Source organism: Paenibacillus sp. FW104-T2 (assembly GCF_058789975.1).
Window position 1 is genome coordinate 91,203 of the sequence record NZ_JBYTCE010000016.1, and the last position, 21,974, is coordinate 113,176.

13 protein-coding genes are annotated in these 21,974 nt (G+C 48.0%); 8 read left to right on the top strand and 5 right to left on the bottom strand.

Features of this window, described 5'->3' with window-relative positions; genetic code table 11:
* Positions 1-139 precede the first annotated feature (139 nt).
* Positions 140-3,937: an S-layer homology domain-containing protein gene (locus tag AC3WQ3_RS19760; RefSeq protein WP_492473241.1), complete on the top strand. Its 3,798-nt coding sequence runs from the start codon at positions 140-142 to the stop codon at positions 3,935-3,937.
* A gap of 78 nt (positions 3,938-4,015) precedes the next feature.
* Here the strand turns inward: AC3WQ3_RS19760 and AC3WQ3_RS19765 are convergent, their stop codons facing one another.
* A complete protein-coding gene (locus tag AC3WQ3_RS19765; protein ID WP_492473242.1) occupies positions 4,016-5,743 on the bottom strand; it encodes a cache domain-containing sensor histidine kinase in 1,728 nt (575 codons plus the stop codon).
* A gap of 253 nt (positions 5,744-5,996) precedes the next feature.
* Here AC3WQ3_RS19765 and AC3WQ3_RS19770 point away from each other — a divergent pair, with 253 nt between their 5' ends.
* The 4 genes from AC3WQ3_RS19770 (at position 5,997) to AC3WQ3_RS19785 (ending at position 10,636) form a co-directional block, all read left to right on the top strand.
* Positions 5,997-6,953 (top strand): ABC transporter permease, encoded by a 957-nt coding sequence (locus AC3WQ3_RS19770; RefSeq protein ID WP_492473243.1) that lies wholly within the window; start codon positions 5,997-5,999, stop codon positions 6,951-6,953.
* A 24-nt stretch (positions 6,954-6,977) separates the two neighbouring features.
* Complete coding sequence (locus tag AC3WQ3_RS19775) at positions 6,978-7,868, top strand: carbohydrate ABC transporter permease (RefSeq protein WP_492473244.1); 891 nt, start codon at positions 6,978-6,980, stop codon at positions 7,866-7,868.
* 129 nt (positions 7,869-7,997) lie between these two features.
* Positions 7,998-9,608, top strand: a complete 1,611-nt coding sequence (locus tag AC3WQ3_RS19780) for an extracellular solute-binding protein (RefSeq protein WP_492473245.1) — start codon at positions 7,998-8,000, stop codon at positions 9,606-9,608.
* 140 nt (positions 9,609-9,748) lie between these two features.
* On the top strand, positions 9,749-10,636 hold the full coding sequence (locus AC3WQ3_RS19785; protein WP_492473246.1) for a divergent polysaccharide deacetylase family protein: 888 nt from the start codon (positions 9,749-9,751) through the stop codon (positions 10,634-10,636).
* Here the strand turns inward: AC3WQ3_RS19785 and AC3WQ3_RS19790 are convergent.
* Complete coding sequence (locus tag AC3WQ3_RS19790) at positions 10,611-11,372, bottom strand: N-acetylmuramoyl-L-alanine amidase (RefSeq protein ID WP_492473247.1); 762 nt, start codon at positions 11,370-11,372, stop codon at positions 10,611-10,613. The genes AC3WQ3_RS19785 and AC3WQ3_RS19790 overlap by 26 nt on opposite strands.
* A 221-nt stretch (positions 11,373-11,593) precedes the next feature.
* Between AC3WQ3_RS19790 and AC3WQ3_RS19795 the strand changes: the two genes are divergently transcribed.
* A complete protein-coding gene (locus AC3WQ3_RS19795; RefSeq protein ID WP_095358801.1) occupies positions 11,594-11,818 on the top strand; it encodes a YqzE family protein in 225 nt (74 codons plus the stop codon).
* Between the two features lie 100 nt (positions 11,819-11,918).
* Here AC3WQ3_RS19795 and AC3WQ3_RS19800 read toward each other — a convergent pair whose 3' ends face one another.
* Genes AC3WQ3_RS19800 through AC3WQ3_RS19810 form a run of 3 tightly spaced genes read right to left on the bottom strand, consistent with a single transcriptional unit; the run spans position 11,919 to position 16,171 of the window.
* Positions 11,919-13,133 carry a hypothetical protein gene (locus tag AC3WQ3_RS19800; RefSeq protein ID WP_492473248.1) on the bottom strand — a complete coding sequence of 405 codons (1,215 nt, stop codon included), beginning with the start codon at positions 13,131-13,133 and terminating at the stop codon, positions 11,919-11,921.
* Between the two features lie 24 nt (positions 13,134-13,157).
* Positions 13,158-14,408, bottom strand: a complete 1,251-nt coding sequence (locus AC3WQ3_RS19805; protein WP_492473249.1) for a YqhG family protein — start codon at positions 14,406-14,408, stop codon at positions 13,158-13,160.
* A gap of 2 nt (positions 14,409-14,410) precedes the next feature.
* Positions 14,411-16,171, bottom strand: coding sequence for a DEAD/DEAH box helicase (locus AC3WQ3_RS19810; protein ID WP_154893672.1), 1,761 nt, complete (start codon positions 16,169-16,171; stop codon positions 14,411-14,413).
* Positions 16,172-16,505: 334 nt separating this feature from the next.
* Between AC3WQ3_RS19810 and AC3WQ3_RS19815 the strand changes: the two genes are divergently transcribed.
* Together AC3WQ3_RS19815 and AC3WQ3_RS19820 are read left to right on the top strand one after the other, a co-directional pair.
* A complete protein-coding gene (locus AC3WQ3_RS19815; RefSeq protein ID WP_492473250.1) occupies positions 16,506-19,142 on the top strand; it encodes an adenosylcobalamin-dependent ribonucleoside-diphosphate reductase in 2,637 nt (878 codons plus the stop codon).
* A gap of 591 nt (positions 19,143-19,733) precedes the next feature.
* Entirely contained in the window at positions 19,734-21,818 is a 2,085-nt protein-coding gene (locus tag AC3WQ3_RS19820) for an acyltransferase family protein (RefSeq protein ID WP_492473251.1), read from the top strand.
* Positions 21,819-21,974 lie beyond the last annotated feature (156 nt).

Here is a 21,974-nt window from a genome sequence, read left to right on the forward strand (position 1 = left end):
AGCCCTTATAACACTGAAAGAACAAAGGAGGATGAGAAACTAAATTATAAATTGAAAGCGATTACAAAAAATGTGATTCACTGCTCTATCATCCATGTAAATCTAACGTTAGCCTAATTATTGAAGTTGGAGGGATGTTATGTTAGAACGAGTCCTGCAAAAATCCTTTATAATCCTTTTGATCTTCTGTCTGGTGACAGGTATCGGTCCAACGGCAGCCATGGTAAGTGCCAGTGAACCTAACAGCTATGAAGCCGAAGCGGATGGGAATACGCTGAGCGGAAATGCGAGTGTATCGGATAGTCCATCTGCATCGGGGGGCAAAAAGGTCGGAGGTATGTACCAAGGCAGTTCGCTGCAATTCAATAACGTGATCGTAAACGAGTCGGGAAACTATAAAGTTGTCGTTTATTACATTTCGGGTGATCCCCGGCCGTTCAACATAAGTGCCAACGGCGGGGCAAAACAATTCGAAGAACCACCGAAGACTGCGGATTGGGATACCGTAGGCACATATGATGTAACGCTGCCCTTGAACGCAGGGAACAACTCGATCCTGATCGATGACAACAACTGGTATTCACCTGATATCGACAAAATTGTCATTGCCGGATTGGATGATAGTGAGACAGAGCCCGGGAATCCCGGTGAAGAAGAAGACCTGGGCACACCAGGGGATACACACCAATATGGAACAATCTCGGTAACGGATTATACGTACGGATTTCTCGTGGAAAACGAACATTATGAAGTAACTTATAATACCCAGTCAGGATTGGTTGGTTACAGCTGGGCTGACGGGCAGAAGCTACGGGGCGTATACAGCAGCATGAAACTCGGTGATGAGTCTCTCGTGCAGAGCAAAGATTATGAGGAACATACCACTGCTGGCGCACCACTGGAATTGGAAGACGGATTCGGCAAAGGAATCGAGCTTTCATTTGTCCACACATCTGCTGGTAAACCGACGTTGAAGCAGGTGTATCGTTTCTATGAAGATAAGGCGTATTTTCTGACCGGTTTAAATGCAGTTGGGGAAACGGAGATCCAAACGAATTACATGTCCCCGATTACGGTGACCAATACAGGTGGGGTGGACATCGGTGTTAGCTCGGACAATCGTGTACTCACCGTGCCTTTTGACAATGATGCATGGATTAGGTATAAATCTCAAACCATGAATCGGACAGATACAAGTTATGAAATGACGGCCATCTTCAATAACGCAACACGTAACGGATTGGTGATTGGTTCGGTAACACATGATACTTGGAAAACAGGTATTGATTGGCAAGGATCTGCCAACCGAATTCATGAACTTTCCGTATATGGCGGAGCTGCCACTGATGTGACAAGAGACACCCAGCCGCATGGCAGTCTGACGGGAACGGAGCTGTCCTCGCCGTTGATTATGGTGGGAGGGTTCAGTGATTACCGGACAGGTCTTGAAGAATACGGTAAGGCCAATGCAGTCATCACGCCACCACTGGAATTAAATCCGGAACTTCCGCAAGGCGTTCCCTTTGGCTGGAATAGCTGGGGAGCGTATGGCAGTACACTGTCTTATCAGAACGTTGTGGATGTCTCCAACTATTTTAAGAACAACTTAGAGAACTTTAACAATGATGGAAATGTATTTATCAACATGGATTCCTACTGGGATAACCTGAGCGATGAAGAACTTGCACAGGCTGTATCCGTTATAAAGGGCAACGGTCAGCATGCGGGGATCTATTGGGCACCATTCGTGTATTGGGGAAACAATATGAGTCAGACGGTCGAAGGCACCAACAACCAATATACCTATGGCGATATCGTGCTTAAGGACTCTACCGGCAAACCGCTGCCAACCCTGGACGGGGCGTATCCCCTGGATGTGACACATCCAGGAGCCAAGATAAGGATGGATTATTTTCTGGATAAGTTCAAAAATCTCGGTTTCACCTACATCAAACTGGATTTTCTGACGCACGGTTCTCTGGAAGGGAAGCATTATGACGAGCAAGTAACCACCGGCATCCAGGCTTACAATCAAGGTATGCGTTATGTGGAAGCGCGACTGGACGGAAAAATGTTCATAAGTGCATCCATTGCACCGATCTTTCCAAGCCAATATGCGCACAGCAGACGCATCTCCTGCGATTCGTACGGCAGCATTAATGAGACAGAATACATGTTAAATTCGCTGACCTACGGCTACTGGCAAAATGGAACCATATATTCCTATACCGACCCTGACCATCTGGTACTGGCCAAAGCATCAAGGCTGACTGAAGCCCGCAGCCGGGTGAACTCGGGTGTCATTGCGGGAACGGTCATGATGGCTTCCGATGATGTGAATGATCCCAAGGCTCAGGAGTACATGACTGCACTGTACAACAATACGGATGTTCTAAATGTTGCGAGGAAAGGGAAAGTATTCAGGCCTCTTGAAGGCAACACCAACGCGAATGCTGCGGATACGTTTGTGTTGAAGGATGGAGATGATTATTACCTTGCCCTATTTAATTACAATGCGACCAGTCCTGTTGAGCGGACGATTAACTTGGAACGCGCAGGGTTGAATGCTGTCCAAACGTATTCGCTCAAAGACCTCTGGACAGGCGAAGTTTCGTCCGTAACGGGTTCATGGTCGGTTACGCTGGAAGCAGCTGAATCAAGATTGGTGAAATTGACGGAAATGCAGGGGACTCCCGGGAATCCGAGCAATCCGGGCAATCCGAGCAACCCGGGGAATCCAGGGAACCCTGGCGTGCCAGGAAACTCAGGAAGCACTGGCAATACTCATGGCAGCAGCATAAATGAGAGCAATGGGAGTCAAGAAAGTGTGAGTACAGCCCTGTCCATCACAGCAGATATGCTGGAAACGAACAACGAGTCAGGTCAAGCCGTAGTGGAAATCAAGGCTGACACGCAGGAAGTGCAGTTATCCTCAACTGTTGTCATGCAGCTTGGAAACCACGCACTGGTGTTGAAATCGGGCAAGCTAAGCCTTCAAATTCCTGCAGAAGTGCTTCAGCAGCTTATGAAAAAGCTGCCAGAACAGCATCAGGAAGGCAGCATCGTCTCTCTCAAGATGGTTCAACTCGTCAGAAAAGGTAATGAGATCATTGCCGCAGCACAGGACATGACGCAAGCCAAGGTTTCATTGAAGAGTGAAATCTACGAATTCAGTATATCCATTCAGAGCAAAACAGGGTTAAATGAAACACTCTCCAAGTTTGATAAGTCCGTCGTGTTGAGTCTGCATGCGGCCGAAGGTTTCGATTCTTCTAAAGGTGGCATGTATGCGATTGGAGATAAAGGTAAGCTTGAATTTGTCCGAGGTGAATATGCAGCGAATATGTTGACAGGGGAAATCAGTCCATTCGGCACATACGCTGTATTGGAGCTGGAGCGCTCCTTCACAGATGTCCCTGCTTACCACTGGGCGAGCCCTGTTATTCATGAGTTGACGGCCAAGCTGATTGTTCAAGGTACACATGCAGGCCTGTTTGCACCAGGCCGTGAGGTCACAAGGGCCGAGTTCACTTCAATGCTCGTACATTCCCTGGGACTGACCACAGCCGGGGAAATGGAGTTTCGCGATGTAGCGGCGGATCGCTGGTATGCTGCGCCGATCTCCATCGCGTACAAGGCTGGGATTGTAAGCGGCAAAAGTCGGGATGCCTTCGAACCAGATCTGCCGATTACTCGCGAGGAAATGGCAGTCATGGTAATGAAGGGTTATTCCTTGGGGAAGGCTCAGGAGCCTGTTGATTCCAACGATACCATATTCGGCGATATGAATCTGGTTTCACCATGGGCAGCTGATTCAGTAACTGAAGCAGCCAATCGGGGCCTGATTCAAGGAAACAGACATGCCAAGTTTGAGCCCAAAGGGATCGCATCGCGGGCAGAAGCGGCACAGATCATCTACAATTTGATTTTGAAATAAAACGTCAAGGGCTGCAGAGTAATCCGCAGCCCTATTTCCGTATTTTTGTAGAGAATAGTACGATAGCATTCATGATTGCTATAAAAGGGCATTTTGTGGAAGGATGATTTGCACAGTCGTCCCCGCACCCAATCTGCTGTATACGTGGACACCGTAATTCTCTCCAAACTTCAGCTTAATCCGCCGGTCCACGTTGGAAATACCATATCCCCGTCCTGGTTTGTCTTCAAGTAGAGATAGAAGAGTTTCACGCGACATGCCCATCCCGTCATCTATGACAGAGAGGATGATCGAGTCATTTTCGAAGACCCCCTTGATATGAATGTTGAGCGGCCTTTCCTGATTCCAGACAGCATGAATAATCGCATTTTCAACAAATGGCTGGAGAGCAAGCTTAACCGTGGAGTAGGGTAAAATCGCCTGATCAATGGTATAAATGAAATTTAACTGCCCCTTGAATCGGATCAGCTGAATGGCGTTATAGCTTTGGGTTAATTTCAACTCCTCATTGATAGTCAGAACACTTTTTCCTTTGTTCAGAGATATCCGATAAAACTTGGCAAGATTTAATACCATCTCCTGAATTTGCGGATCCTGATGTTTAATCGCGAGAGAAGAGATCGAGCCCAGTGTGTTATACAGAAAATGAGGGTTAATCTGGGCCTGCAAAAGATCGAGCTCGGCTTCCTTGCTCTGCAGTTCTTTTTGATATACCTCGGTGATGAGACTTCTCAACCGGATCGTCATTTGCTGGAACGCGAAGTGAAGCTGTCCAATCTCATCACTGCCCAATTGTTCCTCATGTGTTGGTGTGAAGTCTCCGCGCTCAATCCGGCGAATCATACGGATTAAGGTCCGGATGCGTTTGCTGAACAGTGAAGCCGTAATATAAATGAGCAGCAGAGCCACACCTATAAAGGCAAGTGACACTTTAATCATAAGCTGCGACAGTGATTTGGCATCTTTAATAATACTTTCATAAGGGAAGATGGAGACGGTCTTCCAGCCATTTTTGAGTGTGTTATAGACGGCTAGTGCTTTAACGCCCTGATAGGTCGTGTCGAATCTGCCGGAAAGAGAGTCATCAAACTGTTGGTCAAGCAGTTCCGGCAACCGTGTATTGATTAATTTTTTGTCTGCAGAAGATAGAATAACACCTTGGTCATTCATGATAAAAATGTCTTTGCCTCCGGCTTCCTTCTCCATTAACGAATAGATAACCGACTCGGAAATTTGGAATACCAGCATCCCATACGGATATTGATTGCTATTATTATTCAGCAGTCTCGCAAGGGTAAACATGGCAGGTCCATCCGCCGTTTGCGGGGAGGAGAGGTGAATGATATTACCATACGACTGTTTCAGCTTCTGGACCAGCTCGGTCTCCTCAACTTCGGGTGTAATGGGCTTGATATAGTAGTTATCCTTAGGCAGAGACGGATTGTCCGAATAAATGAATGCGCTATCAAAATCAGGGTAGGCAGCCATAATGGTATCGATGCGATTGCCAATGTAATTATAAACATCCAGATAGGAAGGATCATCCTGATACTCTGTCGTCAGGTAATTGGCAAGTCGATTATCCAGATAAATGGAGGCTGAAATATGTTCATAGCTATCGAGTTTATTCTCCAGGTTTTTGGTGATCTGGGCGGTTGAATTCATCATGTTAATGTACAGCTGTTCCGTCAGCTTGGATTTGGTAAGTTCGAACGAGAAATAAACCAGCAGCATCATCGGGATAATGGTGACCAGCACAAAAACAAGAAAGAGTTTGGATCTGAAGCTTAAATCAACAAAAGGCATGTAAATGTATTTTCGGTAAAATGGACGCATGGAGCAGCCCTCTCTCAATTGAAAGTGATTACATAGAGTTCATCATAGCAGACCAAATATGGAAATCCAATAACGGTTTTCACCGAAAACATCTTTAAAAAGCGGCATTTATCGGAGAATTGAAGTATAGAAAGCAAGCGCTATCAAAATTAAGATAAAAAGGTAATCAGCTGAATCTGAATCAGGCCAATCATGATGGTATAAAGAAAGGGGAGGGCATCTGATGCATAAGGCAAGCGCTATCAAAACAGTCAGAACCAATAATCTGATCAGCAGACTAAAAGAACAAAAATGGTTATTCGTGCTTATGCTGCCTGCCTTCGTTGCAACCCTGCTGTTTTCCTACGGTCCCATGTTCGGACTGTACATGGCATTTACGAATTATCAGCCGGGAGGGGAGTCTTTTTTTAGGCAGTTTTTTCATGCAGAGTTTGTAGGCTTCCGGTGGTTTGAATATTTCTTCACAACAGGTGATTTCTATCGGGTTATGCGCAATACACTCGCAACGAGCTTGCTCACACTGTTGTTTGGGTTTCCTGCGCCAATCATCCTTGCGCTTGTCCTGAATGAAGCCAGACAGGGATTTTTCAAGCGTTTTGTACAGACGGTATCCTATTTGCCCCACTTCATCTCGTGGGTTATTGCGGCCAATATTGTCATTACACTCCTGGCTTCAGACGGTATGCTCAATAATATTCTGGTGCTGCTGGGTATTGTGGATGATCCGATCGCTTTCCTGCAAAATGGACCTTTGTTTTGGTGGATTATCGCCTTGTCGAACATGTGGAAAGAGATGGGCTTCAGCGCCATCATGTATCTTGCGGCCATTTCCTCCATTAACCCTGAACTTTATGAAGCTGCGAGGGTAGATGGGGCGAGCAGATTTAAGCAAATGTGGCATATTACTCTGCCGGCTTTGCGTCCAACCATTGTCATACTGGCTATTCTTGCGGTCGGCGGAATTCTGAATGCGGGTTTTGAACAGCAGTATCTCCTGCAAAACAACACTGTACTTGAGTATTCGGAAGTCATCGATATTTATGCCTACAAATACGGCTTGCAGAACAGCATGTTTTCATATGGAGCTGCTGTTGGAATGTTCAAATCTGTCGTTGCTTTCATACTCGTTGTTATTGTGAACCGGATCTCAAGAAAGGTGAATGATCAGGCGTTGTTCTAACCAAGAAGGAAAGGAGTGCTCATGATGTTATTGAACCGATTCGGTGATCGGATATTTAAGTTCTTTGTATATCTCATTCTGGTCCTGGTTTTACTGGTTACATTTCTGCCTTTCTGGAATATACTTGTCCTCTCCTTGAATAGCGCGGAGGATACGGTTCGTGGTGGGGTCTACTTGTGGCCACGCGTTCCAACCTTGGACAGCTACAGCCAGATTTTGAAAGACAGTGAGATTTTGAATGGGCTGTGGGTTACGGTCAAACGAACGCTGATTGGTGCACCGCTCTCGGTGCTGGTTATCACGATGCTGGCGTATCCGTTGAGCCGGCGGAATTTGGTGGGGCGCAAGGGTTGGAATTTGTACTTCATATTCACGATGTATTTTGGCGGTGGATTGATTCCCTATTACATGGTACTCAAAGCGCTGAATATGATTGATACGTTCTCCGTCTTCATTCTGCCCAGTCTGATGAATGTGTTTTACATGATTATTGTACGAACATTCATGGAGCAGCTTCCTCATGAGATTGAGGAATCGGCCAAAGTCGACGGAGCTAATGATCTTACGATTTTTTTCCGAATTGTTATGCCGCTGACCACGCCTGTACTCGCGACAGTGGGATTATTTCAGGCCATTGGACACTGGAACTCCTGGTTTGACTCTTATGCATTCACGTACAGCTTAGATTTGAAAACCTTACAAGCCGTACTTGTCAAAATCCTGAGTCAGTTTCAGACCGGTGGGATGATCTCTCAAACGCAGATGCTGGCCAACTCAGCCAAGCGAAATGCTGTTTCGAGTGACACCATACGAATGGCTGCGACCATGGTTGCTACGTTGCCAATCATTCTGGTCTATCCGTTTTTGCAGAAGTATTTTGTCAAAGGCATGACACTTGGAGCAGTAAAGAGTTAATCATTGCTGGTCTGGCTGCCAGAGAAGAACTCTCGGCGGGCACTCCTGAAAGGGGGGTGGTACAGCTTCATTGGTTTGCTCCATTATACACGCAAGTCACTTCATTCATTGGGAGGAATTAGGGTGTCAATGAAAAAGACAAAAAAATGGATGGTTATGGGTATTACTACTGCATTAGTCGTGGGCTTGCTTGCGGGATGTTCTTCGAGCGAGGGGACAGGTAGCGCAGGTACAGATGAAAAAGGAGCTGAACAAGGCCCGATTACGCTGACCTGGTTTGATGGTAATACCAAAGGTGAGCCATTCACTGATGCGGTTGCACAGCAAATCACCGAAAAAACCGGAATAGAGATCTCCATACAGCAGCCGACGGGAAACCCGACGGAGAAGCTGAGCTTGATGCTGGCGAGCGGAGATTACCCCGATGTCGTGGTGATGAGCCGCGGAGATGCCTCACTGGACAAATATATTTCTAGCGGAGCCTTCATTCCGCTTGATGAGTTAATCGAGGAATATGGAGCAGATTTAAAGCAAATGTACGGGGACACGTTGACCAAGACACGTTATACGGACGGCAAAAACTATTATCTGGCAAACTGGTACGGGCTCGACAGTGATCCAGTCTTCGGTATGCTGATGAGGCAAAGCCTGCTGGAAGAGCTTGCTCCTGAGAAAGCGGATGGATCCGAGCTGCTCACGACAGACGAGTTTGAAGCACTGCTTAAACAGTTTAAACAAAAATACAGCACGATTGATGGTAAAGAGTCGGTTCCCATGACGATGAATGGCGAGAATATGGGGGCGAATCTGGGTACCTTCAAGGGCATGTGGGGTCTAAAAACTTATTACGATAATAATGGTAGATTGCAATATGATGTTAAGGATCCTAAGTATCGTGAAATGCTGTTATATATGAACCGTCTATATCGAGAAGGGCTGATTGAGAAGGAATTCGCTATTAGCAAAACGCAAACATGGATTCAGAAGCTCACAACAGGTGCGGTATTCTCTACACCAGGCGCGTACTGGGATCCGGGCAACGGCAATGCCGCATTGAAAAAGGATGGCGGTGAGAAGAATCAATTATTCGCATATAAAGTCGTAGCTCCTGGTGTGGACCCTGCTCAAACGACCTTTGGACCGAGAAGCTCACTTGGGTGGGATGCCATTGCCATAACTAAAAATAATAAACACCCGGAAGAAACGATGAAGCTGTTCAACTATTTGGCGAGTGATGAAGGACAGCACTTGCTCCTATGGGGTAAGGAAGGCGAACAATACACCATGGTGGATGGCAAACGTCAACCTGATCCTGCATTCCTGCAGAGCTTCAAGGATAACTGGGATGAAACGGTGAAAACCAGCGGGGTTCGTAAATGGCTGTGGTTTATCAAAAACGGGTTGGATCCGAACGGACAGCCGTACGACATGGCCGTCAAATATCAGCGCAGCGAAGTGGATGAACTGGCCATCAAGAGCCTGGGCGATTCGGTATGGGATACCGCTGAATATGATAACCTCAATCCGGATGGGGGAACACCGGAAGCTCTGACTGCACAAAAGGTCAAGGATATTATGGACCAAAGCATTACTAGAGCCATTATTGCCCCGACTGAAGCGGAAGCCAATGCCATATTTGACAAAATGCTAGAGGATATGAAAAAGGCAGGGGATGAGAAAGTAGAGGATATTATTAACCAGAAATACGCTCAGCGTATGGAAGTATGGGGAACCAAGTAAGCTGCACGGAATGACGATATTGTGGAGGGCTCTCCTAAGGGAGGGCCTTTTCTTATGCATGGAACAGGCTTTTTTTGTCTAACATATTCCTTCTTCAATGTTCAAATAATGAGGGGAACGAACAAAGGAGGGAACGATGGATGAAAAAGGCCGAACGTAAAGTATGGTCCAGTACATGGACGATTCGTACTGCATGGGTGATGGTGAATATGCTGTTTATTACTTATGGAGTAAACTCGTTTACCTGTAGTGCAGAATCACTGGTCACAGAACCTGCTCAGGCAGCGGTAATGACTTCATCCCAACCACAGCTCAAACGAATGGCGATCATCATTGATGATGCGGGAAACGATATGAAAGGCACGGCGGAAATTTTGGACATGCCAGTCAAGCTGACGCTTGCGGTCATGCCGTTTTTGCCCACCACGAAAAAGGACGCTATTGCTGCACATGAAAAAGGGATGGATGTAATCGTTCACATGCCCATGGAACCCATATCAGGAAGACCTGAATGGCTCGGTCCCGGTGCGATTACATCCAGTCTCACAGACGATGAGGTCCGCGAACGAGTGGAGAAAGCCATTGATGATGTTCCCTACGCCATCGGCATGAACAATCACATGGGCTCCAAAGTTACTTCGGACAAACGAATCATGTCAATTGTGCTTGATGTTTGCCGGGAACGAGGACTGTTTTTTGTAGATAGTCGTACCAATTTCCGTTCGGTCGTGGGTGAACTCGCGGTATCCAAAGGCATGCCTCCGGTCGGTAATGATATTTTTCTGGACGACCGGAATTCGAAGCCGCATATTCGCCATCAGATGGAATTGGCAGCCAAGCGAGCCGTCGAGAAGAATATGTGCGTTGTCATTGGGCATGTTGGTCAGACGGGACTAAACACATCCAGCGTTGTTCGCGATTCCGTCACCCAGCTGAAGGGTGATATAGAGTTTGTTGGCATCGGTGATCTGGTGCGTGAAGTTTGGCACTGGCATGCTGCCCCTACACTACCGACAAATAATAAATAATGCCGTCTGCAATGGACTGGGCAATGCGCTTCTGCTCTGCAGGATCATTCATCATGGCCCGGTCCTCTGCATTGCTCAGAAATCCGGTCTCAACGATAACGGCCGGCTGTTTAATCTGATTCAGCAGGTAGAAAGGCTTGCCCCACACAACACCGCGCCGAGTGCCAAATAGATGGTTTAGCTCGGTCTGGATGGAGTCTGCCAGAAGGTAGCTCCTGCCTTCATTCTGGTAAAGGACAACTGGCCCCCTTGTAGACGATTTTGGACTCCAGTTCCCATGGATGCTGACCACAATATCCGTGCTTACTTCTTCACTGAGACTCTTGCGCTGTGCCAGATCCCTGCGATGGCGGGATCTGCTGTTCAGCCAGCGGTTTTCGTCACTAAGGGCATAATCCCCCAGCCGGTTGATGATGACAGCATATCCTTTGCTGCGAAGCAGGAGGTACACCTTTTGACTGATAGCCAGATTGATGTCTTTTTCAAGCACCCCATGATCAGACGTACCTCCATCAATACCACCATGTCCAACATCCAGCAATATAACTGGTGCAGCAAATGCGTGATGCGTGGAACGATAACTGTCACCATCCGTTACAGGCAGCAAGGAAGGACTCACGGATTTTGAGTTGGGATGAGTTGACGGAATAGCCGCGGAGGATACCTGCGCAGATAACACAAGTATAGAATTGAACGCGATCAGCGATGCCACTAACGCAGATAGCAGCTTAACCATGTGTATGCACGCTCCTTTTTCTCATAGGCATCTCTTGCAAAAGCGTATTAGGATGGATACCTTTGGCATTAGACTGTGCATTCTTGGTTTTTTCATACTCTCAGCAGCAAAAAAAATGTTTATGCATGGGCCGTTTTGCACACAATAGATGTATCGTAAGCTTGCGCATTACAGTTGAGCAGTTCACATAAATGCTCAGGTATAAAAGGAGGCAGAGATGGATGGCCAAGAGTGATGAGCTGGTGAAGTACATTACGCAGCGGGTTGTTCATTTTATGGATACACCGAAGGAAGAGCGGAAAGGGCGCTCCAAGGTAAAAGAGCCTTGGGCGATGAAATGGTTTGGCATGCTCCCCTTTGCCGTATCATTGTGGGTAGGGAAAAAGGAAAAAGCACTGGATCCACGCGGGGAAATGCAGAAGCGAAGCTCCTCTGGAAAGGGATAAACGGCTTTTAGCCACAACATAAAAAGACGCGTTCCTGATTTTGAAATCAGAGGAAGGCGTCTTATTTGTATTTGCTTGAGACTATACAAAACTCACGGCTTCACGGCTTGAAAGTATAAAAATGACCGTCGTTCATTAACGTGTCGATCAGAACGAACCGTTTTACGGAAGAATGTCCCCCAATCGCTACATATTCCATATGCTCCGAACCATCATCCATTCTCCAGATCTGATATCCGGTAACAGGAAGAGGGCCTCCATATAATACATTGCGCTCATCTGCCGAAAAGACAACGGCCTGATGGTTTTTCCACTGCTGTATCAACGGCTGTAAACTTGTTACAGGGACGGCTTCTGAAGTAATCCACAAGAGATTATCGGCAGGATCAAAATCCGGTTGCACGTGGATCGGATCCGCTGAAAAGGCTGGAATCTTGGGCACCTCATCTGTTCTGGATTGGAGTTGTACAGACAAGGATAGCGTAGGAGAAGGCGGCCGAGTATGTTCAACCCGAGATTCACGCTCCATGGCCTTTACAGCACCATTCGGTAAAGTGTCACCGTTGGTTGCATCGATATAGATGGTGCCAGCACCGGATTGCTCTACTTTCCAATAGGCAAGAAGAGGGGAGGCATAACGTAACTGGATGTCTTCTGCATGTGACAATTCCTCCAGATTCAGATGATGTCGTTGAAGAGATTGCAGCAGCAGAGAGAGGTCATATGGATTGTGTTCTCCCTGTCCGTACTCGCTTAGCTGCAGGTTCCCTGTACGGTTAGCTGTAATGATCATATATCCAACAGATGTTCCATCGATATGAGCGTTTACAAGCCAGCTGTGTGTTCCGGGACCAAGAGGCGTAAAGTCTAGCTGCGCCTGGTTCCAGCCTTGGTCCATCTGTTGTAAGGAGCCCAAGGCCTTGACCTGTTGAAGAGCAAACTGCTGAACAACAGCAGGAGCAAACTTGTCAGATGCATGGGAAGCATCGCTTTTTGCCGTCGTTAGCTGGTAGGAAAGTTCTGTGGTGGCTGCTTGCAAATCTAAGACATCTTCTGCCTGCAATGTTGTGGACAACGTAGTTAAACCCAAAAGGCACATGACACCCACGCCGGCTGCCCGGCGGATGACAAGCCATGGCCTATGGAAGATTTGGTTCACAATTAACACCTTCTTTTTCTGGAGTACATTATGACGAACAGGGACGATTATTCGCTGCACGATCACTTCTAGGTTCATTCTAGTGGACAAGCCATGCAAAGGTTGCTGTAACCTGTCGGGTGGCTGCTCATGAATAAACACTACTTTTGCCGTCATTTGCTGGAAAAGTAGTGTCTGCGTCTATCTTAAATGAAACATGCCGCTGCTTATGGCCGTGACCTTCACTTTCGGCTCATACTGCCAGATCATTTCTGTCCGGCGGGTTTCGTATTGCAGTTTCATCGCTTCACGGTCCAGAACTGCCTGGCGTGCCTTCTCCTGCTCGGTATCCGTTTCCTCATCGAAAGGGACAGCCTGTTCAGCAGCAAGTTCGGCATCCGCGTGTGTCTCCAATTTAGCCATGCCTGCGGATATTCGATTCACAGGAGGTACACCGGAGTGATCCCCCGCAGTAGACTGAATCCTCATGGCGTTCGTCACGGGCTCTTGCTTGGTGGATGCAGAATTATGACCAACTCCTCCGGAGTTGTCGTCTAACTCAACCTCAGGTGTATCCTCCCTCAGTACGGCTTCGTAATACGCATCAACCACAGCAAGTTCCAGGTCCAGTCGTGCCTTGGCTTGTTCAGCCCAACCATAATCCAGTTCCAGCAGCCGCCTGGTAAGGTGTTTCTCGAGTGCTGCTCCAGCATCCGACAGCGATACCTTGGCTGTCTGGACATGCATGTTCTCAGCCAGCCTTGGGCTGAGGTCTCGTCGGTTCAGCTTGGAACCGAATTGTTCGATAATTTCACCTGTGCGAAGGGAGATGCCAAGAAAATGGAGCTCCTCCCGTTTCAAATCACAGGCGAATTCCACTTTGAAACATACACCAAGCCATGGTTCATATACAGCTGGTGCGGCAGCGCGCAGCTGACGTTTGGGTGCCTGCTCAAACAGGTTCACGAATGCGCCGCCTTCACGGGCTGCCTCGAAGATCTGCTGCAGCCTGCGACTGCCATAGACGACGTCTTCACGTAGGATGCGGCCTGGCCCGAGCTGCGGGAGAGCTGGAGTAATGCCGAAATAGCGGCCAAGAATGGTTTCTTTAGGTGCATCTGCTCCAGAACCAGACCCAGCGCTGCCTGGGCCGACAGGTCCGCTCTGACTTGCAGAGAGCGAGGGAGATGCCTGAGCGGCTCTGGCTTCTGCTGCCTCGATGGCTTGCTGATGTGCTGCCGGATCAAATACGAACGTAAAGGACATCGTTTCCGCCGGAGCTCCAGTGCGCTCAACAAATCCCCAATAGTACGGACGGTTGGTTAAAGCCTTGTCGGCTTCCGGCGATAGTTTAACAGTTAGATGTGCAGGAGAACGCTCCATGATCTGGCATTCCATGGCTTCGAGATAGGTTGTCACATAGGCTTGAACTTCTTGGGGTGACATGGTCATGGTCAGTGTCCTCCTTTGCCCAGATCCAGAAGGGAGACGGAGGGCACTTCATCGGCGACTTCACGCTGAATGGAATTCAGCGATTGTCCTAGCGAATCCATTTTCCGGCGAATGTCATCTTCGTTCTGGGATTCGAGCATGATTTTATAGAGACTCTTTTCGATGGATTCCTTTTTCTCCAGGCGTTCCAGAATAACGTCCAGTCCGCCGATGACCATCTCGAACATGTTGATCTTTTCATGCAGCAGATTCAGAATATGTTCTTCAATTGTGCCTGTCGTCGACAGATTGTAGATATTGACGTCATTTTGCTGTCCCAGCCGATGTACCCTGCCAATTCGCTGCTCTACACGCATCGGGTTCCAGGGCAGGTCGAAATTAATCATATGGTGGCAAAATTGAAGGTTAATGCCTTCGCCACCAGCTTCGGTTGCGATCATGGCCTGAACACGACCTCGGAACAGGTCCATCATCCAGTCCTTTTTCCCCCGGTTCATGCCGCCACGATATGGAACAGCCGTAAGTCCGTTGTTGCGAAAATAATTCAGCAGATACTCCTGCGTGGCCCGGTATTCGGTGAAGATGATGACTTTCTCATTCATGTTTCGAATCAGTTCCATCGTTTTCTCGGCCTTCGTATTCTCCTTAATGGCCTTGATATGGGCAACCAGATCCCAAATTTTGTCCCGGAGCGGGGAGTCCAGCGGGAGCTTCTTGGACAGATTGACCAACGTAACAAATACTGCATCCCGGCTGCTGCACACTTCCCGCTGCAGCGTAACAAGGGAGAGCATGCTGCTCAGGTTTCCACCAGCCTCCTGATATTGATCTTTAACAAAGGAAGTTACCCCATCATAGAGTGCCTGCTCTTCAGGAGATAGCTGCAAATTCACATTGGAAACATTCCGCTTGGTGAACTGTACTGGTCCTTCACCGCGACGGTTCCGGATCATGACTTTGGACAATTCGTCCTTAAGCTGTTCCTGGTTTTTGGGGATTCGTTTATCCACGACAAAATTGGCACTAAAGTCACCTTGACGACCCAGCTGGCCCGGCTTCAGCAAGTTTATGAGATTGAACAGCTCGCTCATGTCATTTTGTACAGGTGTTGCAGTCAGCAGCAGACAATATTTTTTCCGCAGTTTCAGCATGAATTGATAGTTGGTCGTTTTTTTATTTTTGAGTTTGTGGGCTTCGTCAATAATGATCATGTCATAGTCCGTACTCAGCAAGATGTCCTTATGCGGATCTCGCTTAGCCGTATCCATGGAAGCCACAACCACTTCATTTTGCCAGGAATAGGCTTTTTTCTGTGCAACTGCGGGGATGCCAAACTTTGAATTCAGCTCTCGTACCCATTGAAGAACAAGGGATGCAGGCACGAGAATGAGGACCTTGGATACGAGACCGCGGACCATATATTCTTTCAAAATCAGACCAGCTTCTATGGTTTTTCCCAGACCGACCTCATCGGCAAGAATGGCACGGCCTGACATTTCAAATAATACTTTGCGTGCAGTGTCCATCTGGTGCGGAAGCGGCGTCAGTCCCTGCAAATGCTTCAGACACTGTATTTCATCAAAATTGGGAATCAGATTGGTCTCTTCGGCTTGAATACCAAGCTGAAAGAGTCTGTAATCTCCCCAAGGACCGCCTTTATCGAGCCGTGACTCCAATTGGGTCAGCCAGCTGCGATCGAATTCGAGCGGAACGGGCAGTTCTGCTGCAGGTTGATTCATGTGAAGCGGATGTTTCCGGTTCATGGTGATTCCTCCCCTGCCATACATGATGACGTTTTATTCGTAGCTCATAGTATGGACGAATGAGAGGCAGTTCATAACCTACCTCCAAATAAGGTGCGAATTCGAACCTTTATGTCTAAAAAAATTCACAAATTTTGAATGAGAGAGTCTGATGGCGTAAGAGTGAGCTAGTCCAAGTACAGGGCGAATAGAAAGGGAAGCTGTGACTTAAGTCACATGGAAAATCAATATATGGTGTACTATACTGAATATAAATCACTATATGTGGTGTTTTGGCATAATTTAAACACATAATAGAAATGTAATGGGATTTTTGGGGAGGCTGTTAAACATAATGAATTCGAACAAATTGTCGCACAAGTTGGAAGGACTAAGTGAAAAAATATTTTTGGACCGTTATGCCTGGAAGGATGCTGATCCAAACCATGCGAAGGTAGGAGATGTTGTACTCGTTCTGACGAAAGATGACCCGAAATTTCCGACAAAGGAAGTGGGGGAAATCATGGAACGGCAGGGTCAGACAGTGAAAGTGAAGACTCGCAGTGGAGAAACGATCCAGACGGAAGTGGAGAAGCTGACACTTAATATAGAAAAAACACCGGAGGAGATGTGGGACCGGCTCGCGAGAGCGATGGCATCTGTAGAGTCCACTCCGGAAGAACAGCAAAAGTGGCAATCCAAGTTCCGGGCTGTCCTGGACGATTGGAAGCTGGTTCCGGGAGGCCGAATTGCTGCTGGTGCGGGTGCTAGCGATGAGCTGACCCTCTTTAACTGTTATGTCATTCCTTCTCCGCAGGACAGTCGGGGCGGCATCATGAAAACGTTGACTGAAATGACGGAAATTATGGCTCGCGGTGGCGGGGTTGGCATCAACCTGTCGTCACTCCGTCCGCGTCGTGCCGTTGTTAAAGGGGTCAATGGATCTTCCAGCGGTTCGGTATCCTGGGGAGGTCTGTTCAGTTATACCACTGGATTAATTGAACAGGGAGGCAGCCGCAGGGGAGCACTTATGCTGATGATGAACGACTGGCATCCGGATGTGATGGATTTTATTACCGTCAAACAAACGATGGGGCAGGTCACCAATGCCAATCTGTCCGTATGTGTGAGCAACGCATTTATGGAAGCCGTCAAACAGGACGGGGACTGGGAACTTGTTTTTCCGGATACGAGCGATCCCGAGTATGACAACGCGTGGAACGGGGATCTGCAGCAATGGAAGGAAGCCGGGCGCGAGGTTATCCATTACCGCACAGTAAAGGCCCGGGATATATGGCGTACGATTATCGAATCGGCCTGGAAATCAGCAGAGCCGGGTGTTGTCTTTATGGAGTACTACAATCAGATGTCCAACAGCTGGTACTTTAATCCGATTATATGTACCAATCCATGCGGCGAACAAGGCCTGCCAGGATGGGGCGTCTGCAATCTATCGGCTATCAACTTATCCAAATTTTACGATGAAACCAGTCATGATGTAGCATGGCAGGAGCTGGCGGAGACGACACGCATTTCGGCCAGATTTTTGGACAATGTGATTGATGCGACACCTTATCATTTTGAGGAAAACCAGAAGAATCAGCAGCGGGAGCGCCGGGTTGGACTAGGCACGATGGGTCTCGCGGAGCTGATGATTAAGCTGCGCATCCGGTACGGCAGTCCGGAATCTCTTGAATTTCTGGATAAACTGTATGGCTTTATCGCAAAAGAAGCATACCTCGCATCAGCAGAGATTGCGGCCGAGAAGGGAGCATTCCCTGCCTTTGAAGTGGAGCCGTATTTACAGAGTGGATTCATGAAAAATCTGGTCGGGACCTATCCTGAAGTGGGAGAGGCCATTCGTAAGCAAGGCATTCGTAATGTAACGCTTATCACGCAGGCCCCAACAGGAAGTACGGGAACGATGGTGGGTACGTCGACAGGGATCGAACCCTACTTTGCGTTTAAATATTTCCGTCAAAGCCGGCTCGGTTACGATGAGCAGTTTGTCCCCATTGCCCAGGAGTGGCTGGATGAACACCCCGGCGAGGAACTTCCCGACTATTATGTAACGGCCATGGATCTGTCAGCAGAAAATCATATTCGGGTGCAGGCAGCGATTCAACAGTGGGTGGACAGCTCCATCTCGAAGACGGCCAACTGTCCGGCTGATTTTACGGTTGAAGATACGGCACAGTTGTATGAGCTTGCTTTTGATCTCGGTTGTAAGGGCGTAACGATCTACCGGGACGGCAGCCGCGATGTACAGGTCCTCTCCACGACGAAGAAGGAAGAGGCGAAGAGCGAAGTAAGTGAACAAACAAATGTGACAGATCCGGTTAAAGAAACGAGTGCTGCAAACGAAACGACAGCCTTCACGTCGACACCATCGGAGACAGGGAACAAGGGCAAAACAATTGTGGCGGCTTCGTCATCTGCCAAAGTACTGGATAAACAGTACAAGAGTCGTCCGCAGGTACTGCGGGGAGCAACGTACAAAATAAATACTCCGTTTGGCATGGCTTATATTACGATCAACGACCTGGGCGGCATTCCGGCTGAAATCTTCCTGAACGTGGGTAAAGCCGGCTCCGATGTATTCGCCATGGCGGAAGCACTGGGAAGAGTGTGCTCCCTGTTCCTGCGATATGGTGATCACGGACATAAAGTCGAACTTCTTATCAAACATCTGAAAGGCATCGGTGGTTCGGGAGCGATTGGCTTTGGTGTAAACCGGGTAGAGTCCATCGCAGATGCAGTAGCGAAAGCGCTCGAAAGCCATGTACAGAGCACCTCTCAAGAGAGTGCATCCTCTACTAATGAAGAGGCAGACCGGAGTATGAATCGAATTTCTGAATCGGCAATTGTTGACGAACCGACAGTAACCTATACAGCATCGAGAGATTTGTGTCCTTCCTGTGGTTCAGCTTCATTGATCAATATTGAAGGCTGCAAGACTTGCAGCCAATGTGGATACAGCAAATGTAATTAGAGGATAGACATCATCCAGGTTAATGTGATGAGAAGAATACAGTTAAGGGTGACCAGCACTTTGGTCGCCCTTTTTGTATGACCTGACGTAGAATCAGCGAGCTTCAAAGGATGATTCCAACTAGAGGATTCCCGGAATAAAAGAGGATTCATCCTTTTCACCTCCAGAGTCCTAGGCATCTAGAAGCATTTATGGGCAAAACTTTCAATCCGGCTGGGGATAGGTTTATAATGGATTGTGGCTGCTGAGGAAGTCGGCAGTCTTTTTGTATTGATATGGTAGTGAGGTAATATTACCCAGCCCAAGAAAAAGACTGTATTAAACGACAATTTTGGAGTATGATTTTACAGCTATATTAGCTGGCAGGAAAGGTTACATCGTTTCACCACTTTGTAACTACTGCTGTAATTTATCTCACTGCGCTTAAGCGTATAATGCTAAACGTGAGTGTTGATCGATATATTGGAAATGAATGACGAAAGGTGCAATACGTATGTTAATGACAACCAGAATCACGATGCGAAGCCAAGCTGATTTGCAGCTGCCCCAGACATCCACGATGTGGGCCCGAAGCAACAAGGAGGGGCGCGAATGTCACAAACGTTGAACAACAGGCGGCATATGAACGGATTGGATGGTCTGCGGGCCATTGCCGTGGTTGCTGTGATTGGATATCATCTTAATCTGAGTTTTATTCCCGGCGGTTTGCTCGGTGTAGGCATTTTCTTTGTTTTATCAGGTTATCTGATTACTGATATTCTTGTGTCCCAATGGCAGGAACATGGACGCATATCACTCGGTGATTTTTGGGTGAGACGAATCAGGCGTCTCGTGCCTGGCATGCTTACCATGACTGCAGTGGTCATGATTTGGATTCTCTTCACAGATCCTTCCCGGCTTGCTGCCCTGCGTGGGGACGTTATATCGGGTGTATTATACATAAGCAATTGGTGGTATATCTTCCACCAAGTATCCTATTTTGAGAGTTTCGGTCCTCCATCACCGTTCGGACATTTCTGGTCGCTTGCCGTGGAAGAGCAGTTTTACCTGGTGTGGCCGCTGCTCCTTATCCTTTCAATTAAGCTGTTCAAAAGAAAGGGATGGCTCGTAGTTTTTATTGTCGTTGCCGCTGAGTTATCCGCTGGAGCAATGGCTATTCTATATAATCCGAATCTGGACCCGAGCCGAGTATACTATGGAACGGACACGCGTGCTTTTGCCTTGCTGGCCGGGGCTGCCCTGGCTGTTGTGTGGCCAAGCCGCAAACTGTCCTCCTCCCTTGCGAGCCTTAATCGAGCGGTGCTCGATGTTTCGGGCTTGGCAGCGCTGGCCCTGCTGGTTTACATGATGCTGAACAGCAGTGAATATGAACCATCGCTCTACCAAGGGGGGATGGTACTTCAAGCCATAGCTACTACGCTGCTGGTGGCTGTGTTGGCTCATCCCTCTTCGATGCTGGGACGCCTGATTGGTGCAAAACCGCTGCGGTGGATTGGAGAGCGTTCCTATGGGCTCTATCTCTGGCATTATCCTGTAATCATCCTGACAAGTCCTGTGGTCGATACGGGAGGTTTAAATCCGGTTCGAATGATTCTGCAGGTGGCAGCAACGGTAGTGCTGGCTTCACTATCATTGAAGTTTATCGAAAATCCAATCCGCTATAACGGATTCCTTGATACCTGGTCCCGGCTATGGGGTAGAGGGCGAAACGGTATTAGTTCGCATCAGATCTGGTTGAAGCGGGGCGGAGTGGTGATGTCAGTTCTGTTTATGTGCTTCACCGTGTCACAGATGATGATTTCCACTGCAGCGAACTCCGACTCACATTCTGTATCGATGTCTACCACATTGAATGGAGAACATGCTGTGCATGAAGAGATCGGACAGGATGTTCTTCCGGCTCCTGTTGATACTGCAGGTTCCGGTCAGAAGCCGGCACCGCAGAAGAATGACAAGCCTGCAGATGATGGTGGCAATCAGCAAGACAAGCCAGCAGAGCAGACGTCGAAGCCAGAAAAGCCTTCCACAACGGAGGAACAGGCATCCGATGAAGGAGATGGAACGGCTGCTGATGAGCCGAATCAGACTGCTGGAGATGCTGCTGGAAATAAGGATCATGCCAATGATAACGGGACTGATTCTGCGGGGAACCCGGATCAGCCAGGAGATGCTTCGCAAGAGGATGGAGACAAAGCCCCCCCTGCTGAAGACGGCAAGATCCACTATACCGTGGTAGGGGATTCGGTCATCCTGGATGCCAAGCCTTATTTGGAACAACATATGTCCGGGGTACACGTGGACGGTCATGTTGGCCGTCAGATGTGGGAGGCAGCCGATGTCCTGGATGGGCTCAAACGAAACGACCAGCTCGGCAATCAGGTTGTCCTGGAACTGGGAACCAACGGTTCATTCAATTCCAAAAGCCTGGATTCCGTGCTGGATTACCTCAAGGATGAGAATCATGTATATCTGGTTACTGTCCGGGTCCCTCGTCCTTGGGAACGAACGGTTAACAGAGCACTAGACGAAGCAGCCTCATCCTACAGTAATGTTTCCCTCATTGATTGGAACAGTGCAAGCGAAGGGCACGATGAGTACTTTGAAAAAGATGGCGTTCATCTGACAAAGGAAGGCTCGGAAGCTTTTGCCGCACTTATCAAAAGCAGCATGAAATAAATTGAACTTATTCTTTTTCATACGAAATAGATTGTTTGCTTAAAGAGCTCTCACATCGAGAGCTCTTTTTGTTCTAATTACAAGTAACACGCTATTGGGTGGGGCATCCGATATTTTTCACCCCACCATCCGTGGATCGTCACCTTACGTTATGAT

Bases quoted from the DNA above. Each gene is read 5' to 3' on its own strand.
- AC3WQ3_RS19760 (WP_492473241.1), top strand. From the start codon at position 140: ATGTTAGAACGAGTCCTGCAAAAATCCTTTATAATCCTTTTGATCTTC.
- AC3WQ3_RS19765 (WP_492473242.1), bottom strand. From the start codon at position 5,743: ATGCCTTTTGTTGATTTAAGCTTCAGATCCAAACTCTTTCTTGTTTTT.
- AC3WQ3_RS19770 (WP_492473243.1), top strand. From the start codon at position 5,997: ATGCATAAGGCAAGCGCTATCAAAACAGTCAGAACCAATAATCTGATC.
- AC3WQ3_RS19775 (WP_492473244.1), top strand. From the start codon at position 6,978: ATGTTATTGAACCGATTCGGTGATCGGATATTTAAGTTCTTTGTATAT.
- AC3WQ3_RS19780 (WP_492473245.1), top strand. From the start codon at position 7,998: ATGAAAAAGACAAAAAAATGGATGGTTATGGGTATTACTACTGCATTA.
- AC3WQ3_RS19785 (WP_492473246.1), top strand. From the start codon at position 9,749: ATGAAAAAGGCCGAACGTAAAGTATGGTCCAGTACATGGACGATTCGT.
- AC3WQ3_RS19790 (WP_492473247.1), bottom strand. From the start codon at position 11,372: ATGGTTAAGCTGCTATCTGCGTTAGTGGCATCGCTGATCGCGTTCAAT.
- AC3WQ3_RS19795 (WP_095358801.1), top strand. From the start codon at position 11,594: ATGGCCAAGAGTGATGAGCTGGTGAAGTACATTACGCAGCGGGTTGTT.
- AC3WQ3_RS19800 (WP_492473248.1), bottom strand. From the start codon at position 13,133: ATGACGGCAAAAGTAGTGTTTATTCATGAGCAGCCACCCGACAGGTTA.
- AC3WQ3_RS19805 (WP_492473249.1), bottom strand. From the start codon at position 14,408: ATGACCATGTCACCCCAAGAAGTTCAAGCCTATGTGACAACCTATCTC.
- AC3WQ3_RS19810 (WP_154893672.1), bottom strand. From the start codon at position 16,171: ATGAACCGGAAACATCCGCTTCACATGAATCAACCTGCAGCAGAACTG.
- AC3WQ3_RS19815 (WP_492473250.1), top strand. From the start codon at position 16,506: ATGAATTCGAACAAATTGTCGCACAAGTTGGAAGGACTAAGTGAAAAA.
- AC3WQ3_RS19820 (WP_492473251.1), top strand. From the start codon at position 19,734: ATGTCACAAACGTTGAACAACAGGCGGCATATGAACGGATTGGATGGT.